This window comes from Bartonella sp. AC62GZZY (genome assembly GCF_042196525.1).
Lineage (GTDB): Bacteria > Pseudomonadota > Alphaproteobacteria > Rhizobiales > Rhizobiaceae > Bartonella.
Genome location: NZ_JBHIQN010000001.1, coordinates 344,385 through 353,181, shown reverse-complemented (window position 1 = coordinate 353,181; position 8,797 = coordinate 344,385). Strand labels below are relative to the sequence as shown.

At 37.6% G+C, this 8,797-nt stretch carries 6 protein-coding genes and 2 pseudogenes; 2 read left to right on the top strand and 6 right to left on the bottom strand.

Annotation, left to right across the window (positions count from 1 at the left end):
• From ACFIML_RS01585 to ACFIML_RS01570, 4 genes and pseudogenes are all read right to left on the bottom strand, one after another.
• Positions 1-94, bottom strand: a pseudogene (locus ACFIML_RS01585) (DNA-binding protein); the annotation flags it as partial.
• A 209-nt stretch (positions 95-303) separates the two neighbouring features.
• Positions 304-1,471 (bottom strand): annotated as a pseudogene (locus ACFIML_RS01580) (tyrosine-type recombinase/integrase).
• A gap of 172 nt (positions 1,472-1,643) precedes the next feature.
• On the bottom strand, positions 1,644-2,144 hold the full coding sequence (locus ACFIML_RS01575) for a hypothetical protein (RefSeq protein ID WP_375687219.1): 501 nt from the start codon (positions 2,142-2,144) through the stop codon (positions 1,644-1,646).
• A gap of 134 nt (positions 2,145-2,278) precedes the next feature.
• Positions 2,279-2,941, bottom strand: a complete 663-nt coding sequence (locus ACFIML_RS01570) for a hypothetical protein (RefSeq protein WP_375607377.1) — start codon at positions 2,939-2,941, stop codon at positions 2,279-2,281.
• Positions 2,942-4,166: 1,225 nt separating this feature from the next.
• On the opposite strand from ACFIML_RS01570, the gene waaA reads away from it, so the two are divergent.
• Positions 4,167-5,489 (top strand): lipid IV(A) 3-deoxy-D-manno-octulosonic acid transferase, encoded by a 1,323-nt coding sequence (gene waaA / locus ACFIML_RS01565; RefSeq protein WP_375687217.1) that lies wholly within the window; start codon positions 4,167-4,169, stop codon positions 5,487-5,489.
• The gene (lpxK, locus tag ACFIML_RS01560; RefSeq protein WP_375687215.1) at positions 5,479-6,519 is read left to right on the top strand and encodes a tetraacyldisaccharide 4'-kinase; all 1,041 of its coding nucleotides are present in this window, start codon (positions 5,479-5,481) and stop codon (positions 6,517-6,519) included. Before waaA ends, lpxK begins: the two co-directional genes overlap by 11 nt.
• A 19-nt stretch (positions 6,520-6,538) precedes the next feature.
• On the opposite strand, the gene ACFIML_RS01555 is transcribed toward lpxK, so the two are convergent.
• Positions 6,539-6,775 carry a DUF2093 domain-containing protein gene (locus tag ACFIML_RS01555; protein ID WP_375608064.1) on the bottom strand — a complete coding sequence of 79 codons (237 nt, stop codon included), beginning with the start codon at positions 6,773-6,775 and terminating at the stop codon, positions 6,539-6,541.
• A gap of 109 nt (positions 6,776-6,884) precedes the next feature.
• Positions 6,885-8,738: a DNA mismatch repair endonuclease MutL gene (gene mutL / locus ACFIML_RS01550; RefSeq protein WP_375608065.1), complete on the bottom strand. Its 1,854-nt coding sequence runs from the start codon at positions 8,736-8,738 to the stop codon at positions 6,885-6,887.
• Between the last annotated feature and the right edge of the window lie 59 nt (positions 8,739-8,797).

The window sequence follows — 8,797 nt, the reverse complement described above, 5'->3', positions numbered from 1 at the left end:
AGCCATTGGTAACATGACGGCGGAAAGTTGAGACACTCATATGAAGCAATTTTGCACTTTCACGGTCTGTTAAAAGACTATCATTTTCTATCATTCTAAAATCCTTTCATTCTCAAAAAATGGAAACAAATCATGCCTATTTATTAAGCACATTTTGGTTTATTTTTGAAGGTATTTTATTTATAGAAAACAATATTTTATCATATAAATTCTCATGTGATAAATTATGACTCTTATTGAGAAAGAATGAGAGAGAAGAGAGATAAAGTTATCCACAGGTCATGGGGTTATTCACCCCATATCTTAAGATTGACCAGTGACATAAGCCGCCCATTTATCCATATAAACGCGGCGCTGTTCTAAATAGTCAGTACGACGATAGGCACGTTCTACTTTACCGCCGACCGTATGAGCTAAAATAGTTTCAGCGACCTCATAGGGGGCATCGGTTGTTTCAGCAAGCCAATTGCGTAAACTAGAGCGAAAGCCATGCGGGCAGGCTTCAAGTCCAATACGTTTCATATATTGAGCCATACACCTATGCGCGAGGGGACCGCGACCTGTTGCAGAAAAGAAGAAATCATTGCGTGATAAAAGGCGCGCTTGTTTTAAAATTTCTAATGCTTCTGATGATAAAGGCACGCGAAATTCTTTTGTTGTATCACGTTTTCCTTTCATATTCTCAGCAGGAATAGTCCAGATATCATCCTCAACTTGATCTTTATGGATATGACATAAAGGAAAAGTACGAACGCCTGTCAGAATAAGCAAACGTAAAGCCAGTTGTGTCATTGTTGTTGTTTCGCAAAGTGTTTTATAAAAAGCCGGAACCTTTCTCCAATCCATAGCTGGAAAATTTTGCGTTTTATGGCGTTGTTTGCCTAAGAGCGCGCGTGCTTTTTCTGTTGCTTGTAAATCAACATTCAAACCTAATGCAGCCGCATGTTTAAGACAAAGATTAAGACGTATCAATGCTTTCTCTGCTGTTGCAGCTTTTGTATGCCAAATAGGGGCAAGAGTATTGCGTATCTCTGTTTGAGTAATCTCTGAAACGGGTAGACAGCCTAATTTAGGGAGAATATAAAGACGTAAAGGTGAAAACCAATCACAAGCCTTACCATCATCTTTTAATTCAGCTTTCCGACTTTCAAAAGCATCTACGGCAATATCTTTTAAGTAATGAAGATTGCTTATTGCCTCACGCTTTTGTTTCTCCCGCTCTTTAATGGGGTCACGCCCCTCACGTAAAACCGAACGCCACCCAGTTGCCAATTCACGGGCTTGTTTTAAAGAGACATCTCGCAACGCTCCCAAGCCCATTTCACGACGACGTCCGTGAAGGGTATACCGTAAAATCCATTGAGCACCTCCATCTTTACGCTTATGAAGTAACAAGCCAGCACCATCATTATATTTGCCAGCCCCCAATGTTTGCGACAGATCTTGCATTAAGACGGTTCATAAGAGCCATTTTTTACACCTTTCTTATACAGTTTTTACCCACACACCAGCCCCGCTTTTGACGTGCAAGGGAATGGTTTTGATTGATTCAAGATAAACAGCTTTGAAATGAGAGAATCTTACGTTATTTGGGACTCTCATTCAATATGAATAACGCTAGATTATCATTATAAATCAAAGTATTATCCCAATAAGAAGGCACATAGCATAGTAGAGAGACCATACATATACTGCACAGGGAAATAACACAATGAGCAATCTTCATTACTTAGTCCAAGAGATTGGCTCACCGCGAGGGCATTCTCAATCAGAATATTTTCATGATATTGAATCAACTTGGGTTTACTGGTTGTTCTGGAGGTACAAAAATAGAAATGCGCGCACGGATATGCTGTAAAATCAGCCAGATTTTCGTTCACAGTTGAAAAACAGTGATCAAACGCGATATTAATCCGGTGACTGATGATACTAATATTCCTAACTTCATGGCTTATTACAACAGCCGCAATGCAATTGGCATCAACCAGCATATCAACAATGTCTAAATCATGAATACTGACGATCCAAGCTTTCAATTTTAGCACAGACGCAACAAAATAGCTGATTAGACCTTCGAAATTATTTCTAATCACAAAAACAAACAACTTATTTTTCTCCTTTTTTCTCCTTTTGCGGGCGATCACGAAAATATCTAACTACGGTATCTGCACACCCTTTTGTCATCATGGTGACATCCTCTGCCGAATAATGACTGTGATGACAAATCACTTGCCAGTTTCTTTCTAATAAAGAATATATTGTTAGCATGAGGTGTCCCTTACAGATATTGTGGATTCCCTAAAACCAAGCTGCTTGCGCCACCACCCATACCAAAAGAGTTTTTCAATGCGTATTTAAGCGGTCGGTACTGATGCTCCCTCACAAGCGCAATGCCAGCAGGCAATTGAGGATCGATTTCATCACAATTCAAAATTTTGGGCAAAACATTGTTCCGAAAAGAAACCAGTACACCCAAAATTTCCATCGCACCGGCAGCAGCAATCAGATGCCCGTGCCAAGATTTTGTCGCCACAATCGCCGGGTTGTGCGCGCCAAAAACCGTTCTGATTGCACTGGCTTCGTGCTGATCATTTTGTACTGTCGATGTCCCATGTGTATTCACAAAATCAATAGCGGTACGGTCAACATCCGTATATTCGATGGCCCGCTCCATCGACAGTTGCATTTCGAGATCATCTTTATGCGGCGCTACAATATGCTGTGCGCAAAGTGCACCGCCGTAACCCAATAAATAGGCCAATGGCTCACGCTGCCGCGCCAGTACGTTAGATAATTTTTCAATAACGAACAGACCTGCGCTCTCCGCTAAAACAAATCCGCTGCGATGCCGGTCAAAAGGCCGCGAATGCCGTGGTCCACAGTAGTTTTGATCAGTCGATATCACTCCCATTTCTTCTAATCGCGCAAGGTATAAATCCATTATTGCACCACCATCTTTACGCTTAATAAAAATGCAAGACAGTTTCTATCAACCTATTTACAACAGCAATATTATCATGACAGCTATCACTCGAAGTTTATGATTATATTGTGAATAGTCACTTTGCTTTTGAATGAGGTATGAGACACTAATGCGTTAAGATTAATAAAAAGAGTAGCATTATTAATGATACCAATTACTACTCTGTTGAGATTATTAGCACTCGTTATTTATCTATTGGAACTTTTTCAACGAGTTATTACTATAAGCTTAGAAACCATGAAAGTCGTTAGAAACTTTATCAAAATTAGAAACTTAGAGAAACTGGATAGATTTATGAAGTTAACTTACCTCATAAGGGTTTCTTGAGTACTCATTTAAAACTACAATCTATAAGTTAATCATTTTGTGTTGATGATATACAATCTTAAAAGGAATAATATATCATGCGACCTCCTGAAAAGAGAGGATTTAAAATTTTGAACATTCTTATTTAAATTGCTTTAAGACTTTTAAGAAATTCTTTATTAAACGAGATTAGATTTTTCTGGATTACCTTTAAGAGATTATATCACAATTTAAAATGAAGACTCTATACTATTCAAAAGTTTTTTAAGATTAGTTTGACATATTCATTTTATTGAAATGAAATAATAGAGATTGAGCTTCCTTTTAAACACATTTTATTTGTTGTATTTATATTAGGTTGTAATGTCTATATGGGCTATTTTTTGAAAAATTGACAATACCTAACATATGTAAAAATAAGCTTTTTCTCTAAAATACCAACGTGCAAAATTCAAAGTCTCACTAAAATCATAAGAAGTATTTATTCAGTGAGTTGAAAAAATTGATACAATCTATGTCATAGGTTTATCATTTATATTTTCAAAATTATAATCAACTGAATTGTAGTTTTGTTATTTTTGAGTAAATTTTTTATAGGGTGCAAATTGAAATGATAAATCGATATAATTGAAAAAACTTCATTAAAGGGAATTCAAATAATGTGTATATGTTATTCTTATAGGAAGATTTTTGAAAAAACGTGGGATAAAATTACGTTTCTTTTTTCTTTGTGTATTGAGTTTTCTCATGGCGGAAGCGTTTTTTATCCAAGATACGTGTGGTATTTAAAATAATTGATGCACCCAATAGTGTTGATGAATTTTTTAACAAAATAAGTATATAGATATCTTAAAATAGCTGGATGAGGTGATTTTAAATGGTAGAATTAAAGGCACATGCGGCTCTTTTAACCTATCGAATAATTGGTTTTTGCTTATGTCCTGTTATTCCTTTTTATTTATTTTTTCGTTCTATCCGTGGAAAAGAAGAGTGGTGTCGCAAAAAAGAGCGTTTAGGCAAAAGTTCTCATGCCCGTCCCCAAGGTTCGTTAGTTTGGTTGCATGCAGCAAGTGTTGGAGAAACACTTGCGCTTGTTCCACTTATAGATTATATTTTATCATTAAAAATCAATGTGTTATTAACAACTGGGACGGTGACATCTTCCACTCTTGTAAAAAAACATTTTGGTCATCGATTGATTCATCAATATGCTCCTTTGGATTTAGATTTTGCAGTGCGCCGTTTTATTCGTCATTGGAAGCCTGATCTCGTCTTAATTTGTGAATCAGAAATTTGGCCTCTTCGTATTAAAGAACTTGCAAAAATGCGTATTCCGCAGATTTTGGTTAATGCCCATATGTCTGAACGTTCTTTTAAAGCTTGGCAAAAACGACGTGTTCTTGCCAAACATATTTTTAAGGATATTGATTTGGCGATTGGTCAAAATGAAAGAGATGTAGCTTATTACCATACACTTGGCGTAAAATCTGTTACGTTTTCTGGTAATCTCAAGGCTGATGTTTTTCTGGTTGAAAATCAAGAATTGCTTGCACGTTATCGTAATGCTATCGGCAATCGCCCAGTTTGGGCTGCTGTTTCAACGCATGAAGGGGAAGAGGAGATTGCTTTTGAGGTCCATAAAATTGTTAAAAATTATTTGCCAGATTTATTAACAATTATTGTGCCTCGTCATCCTGAACGTTCAGAAGATCTTATCAGAAAATGCGATAATAAGGGGTTAAGTTTTATTCGTAGGAGTAGAGATGCTGTTCCAAACATGAATACCGATATTTTATGGGGAGATACCATTGGAGAAATGGGACTTTTTCTTCGCTTATCGAAAGTTTCTTTCGTTGGTAAATCCTTATGTGGAAATGGTGGACACAATCCATTGGAATTGGCTTTGCTTGGTTCCGCTATTTTGACAGGACCCCATGTTTCAAATTTTCAAGAGATGTTCAAACAATTTCTAACACATGATGCAGCATATATGGTTCAAGATACAAAACAGCTTGCTATTCAGGTGTATAGGCTTTTAACAAATGAAACATTGCGGCAAGAAATGGTTGATAAGGCTCATGAAGTGGCGACAGGTATGGCAGGTGCATTTGAGCGCACATTAAAGATTTTAGATCCATTTTTACAACCCCTTGTAATACAAACAGGTTTACGTCAGCGTCAGGGTAGATATGCATATTAGCGCCCCTCGTTTTTGGTGGAAAAATAAAAGCTTTTTGCGTTTTGTGTTAGCTCCAGTTTCATGGGGGTATGGTTATTTTTCAAGTCGTTTTATGACAAGACAGCCTCCCGTGATTGATCTGCCAGTTTTGTGTATTGGAAATTTTACATGTGGCGGTGCGGGTAAAACGCCGGTTGTTATTGCTTTTACAAAAGTGGCTAAAGAACTTGGTTTCGTACCTGGTATTGTATCTCGTGGTTATGGTGGATCAGTTAAAGGGGTACATCTTGTAAATGAGAAATATGATACTCCATATAGTGTCGGAGATGAGGCACTTTTACTTGCACAGCATGCTTTTGTAGCTGTATCACCTAATCGTTATGCAGCAGCACAACGGCTTAAACAAGAGGGATGTAATCTTATTTTAATGGATGACGGATTTCAAAGTCGCCGTCTTTATATGGATTATGCGTTACTCGTTGTTGATGCGATGCGCGGTTTTGGTAATGGAGCTGTCTTTCCAGCAGGACCTTTGCGCGTACCATTAAAAACGCAGTTTTCTTTTATGGATAGTGTTTTATTGATTGGTCATTCCGATGCGCCTGATAATGTCGTTTTTCTTGTTTCGCGTACTGGAAAGCCTTTATATCGTGCTCATCTTAAAGCCAGTGCCTCTGATGAGGTTTCAGGAAAATCATTTTTGGCATTTGCTGGTATTGGCAATCCAGATAAATTTTTTAAATCTATTAAAGAATTGTCCGGTCATGTGGTGCAAACTTACATATATCCAGACCACTATTTTTTCACAGATAAAAATTTAAAAAGCCTTATACAAAAAGCTAAAATGCACAATTTATGGCTAGCAACAACAGCTAAAGATTATATCCGTATACAGACAATTCACACGCAAAAAGGTTTGAAAAATCTTATTGTCTTTGATGTGAATGTCGATTTTGTTCAAAAAGACTTCTGTCGTATGGTCCTTGAAGAGGTCATGACCCGCTTTAGAAAACGTTCCCTTGAATTTTCTTGTCTAAAAGGCAAAGGCTAAATTTGTAGCTTTCGAGAGGTTATTTTTCTTTTGTTTTTAATAATTGCTTGAGATATGGGTTGCACTCAAGTTCACGCTGATAGGATATTTCACAACTAGCATATGCTTCTTGGCGGTGATGATTCCAATATTTTAAATCATCTATAGGGATTTTTTGCCCGCTAACAGCACAAATGGTATAGGTACCATATTCTATAATGTCATATCCGTTATTAGAATAATGAATTTTTGCTTCGCGTTCACCATTGGGAAACATTATAACTCCTTTTTACTTGATACTAGAGATTCAAGAAAAGTGCCATAAAATATATTATAAAGTCGAGAGTTAATTTTAAAATATTTTTCTTGTAAAAATGATGAAGAGCTTATTTTCTGCCAAAAAGCCGTTCTATATCTGCCAATTTGAGTTCAATATAAGTAGGGCGTCCATGATTACATGTACTTGTATTAGGTATTGCCTCCATTTGTCGTAATAGTGTGTTCATTTCTTCGGGGCGTAAAAGGCGCCCTGACCGTATTGAGCCGTGACAGGCCATCGTTGCTGCAACATAATCAAGCATTGCTTTTAAATTGTTTGTTGTATCATACTCAGCGGCTTCATCTGCAAGATCTTTAATAAGAGCTTGGACGTTGATCTCTCCTAACATGGAAGGGGTTTCACGCACAACAATTGCTCCTGGTCCAAATGATTCTATTCCTAATCCAAATTTTTGCAAAGCATCTTTATGCGTTAAAAGGCATGTTGCATCCTCTTCAGAGAGTTCTACAATTTCAGGAATAAGTAATAACTGTGAAGGAAGTGGTTTGGAATAAAGTGCATTTTTGAGTGCTTCATAAACTAATCGTTCATGAGCTGCATGCTGATCGACAATGATCAAACTATCTTGTGTTTGGGCGATAATATAGTTTTTATGAATTTGTGCTCTGGCCGCTCCTAGTGGATAAGATAACTCTTCTGATGAAGGTATAGTGCTTGGAATGTATGCATCTCCACTTGGTATATTTAAGCCCTCCATAATAGGAGTAGCATCTTCTTTTAAATCAAAAGAGCTAGTAATATCTAGGGGTTTGTGAACCATTGAAGCGCTGGTAAAATGATGAGGCTGTGGGTTATAAGAAGAGAACAGGTGCGTGTTCTTAAAATTGCCTAATGGTTGTTGTGCCAATGGTTGTTGTGTTTGAAATGCAGTAAGCATTGCTTCAGAACGGGTTGAAGTTGGACGAATACCAGATTGCTGCAATGCTTCACGAATAGCTCCAACAATTAAACCACGAATTAATCCTGGATCACGGAATCGTACATCAGCTTTAGCTGGGTGAACATTAACATCTACTTCAGCAGGTGGGAGATCAATAAAAAGAATAGCGACAGGATAACGATCACGGGGCATAACATCAGCATAAGCACCTCGGAGTGCACTCCATAGAAATTTATCACGCACGGGACGCCCATTAACATAAGCAAATTGATGTAGGCTGTTATTTCGGTTAAAAGATGGCAAGCAAGCAAAACCCGTTAAGCGCACTGCTTCGCGTTCAGCATTCAGTGCAATGCTATTAGGGGCGAATTCCTTTCCCATAATTTGCGTAATACGTTGTAATTGTCCTTGAGTATTATTTTCTGTAGCAGACAGTTCTATAGAAGTTCTGTCTAGTCCTGAAAGAGAAAAGCGGATATGTGGAAATGCGATAGCAATTCGCTTAATCATGTCGCTAATAGCATTTGTTTCAGCCCGATCAGTTTTCATAAATTTTAATCGTGCCGGTGTGACAAAGAAAAGATCACGAACTTCAACAATTGTTCCAGGATTTGCAGCAGCTGGCTTGGGACCTACAATTTTTCCTGCAGTAACGGAAATTTCAGCAGCGCTCTCAGCATTTTTTGTTCGTGAAGTGAGTTTAAGTTTTGCAACAGAACCAATAGAGGGGAGGGCTTCTCCTCTAAACCCAAGGAAGCAGATATTGTGTACATCATCGGTAATCTTTGAGGTACAATGACGAGAAACTGCTAGAGTTAACTGATCTGCAGGAATCCCACAACCATTATCACTAACTTTGATAAAATTTTTTCCACCATTTGCTGTAATGATTTCAATGCGCGTTGCATCAGCATCAATAGCGTTTTCAACAAGTTCTTTGACAACATTTGCTGGTCGTTCAATAACTTCACCAGCGGCGATTTGATTAATAATATTTTCGCTAAGATGGCGTATAATCATAATAAATTCTAACAGGAATCTTAAGGGTTTATAAGAAATTATGATAACACCATTTGCGC

Excerpts from the sequence above, each read along its gene's own strand:
- mutL (WP_375608065.1), bottom strand. The coding sequence starts at position 8,738 with ATGATTATACGCCATCTTAGCGAAAATATTATTAATCAAATCGCCGCT.
- lpxK (WP_375687215.1), top strand. The coding sequence starts at position 5,479 with ATGCATATTAGCGCCCCTCGTTTTTGGTGGAAAAATAAAAGCTTTTTG.
- waaA (WP_375687217.1), top strand. The coding sequence starts at position 4,167 with ATGGTAGAATTAAAGGCACATGCGGCTCTTTTAACCTATCGAATAATT.
- ACFIML_RS01570 (WP_375607377.1), bottom strand. The coding sequence starts at position 2,941 with ATGGATTTATACCTTGCGCGATTAGAAGAAATGGGAGTGATATCGACT.
- ACFIML_RS01555 (WP_375608064.1), bottom strand. The coding sequence starts at position 6,775 with ATGTTTCCCAATGGTGAACGCGAAGCAAAAATTCATTATTCTAATAAC.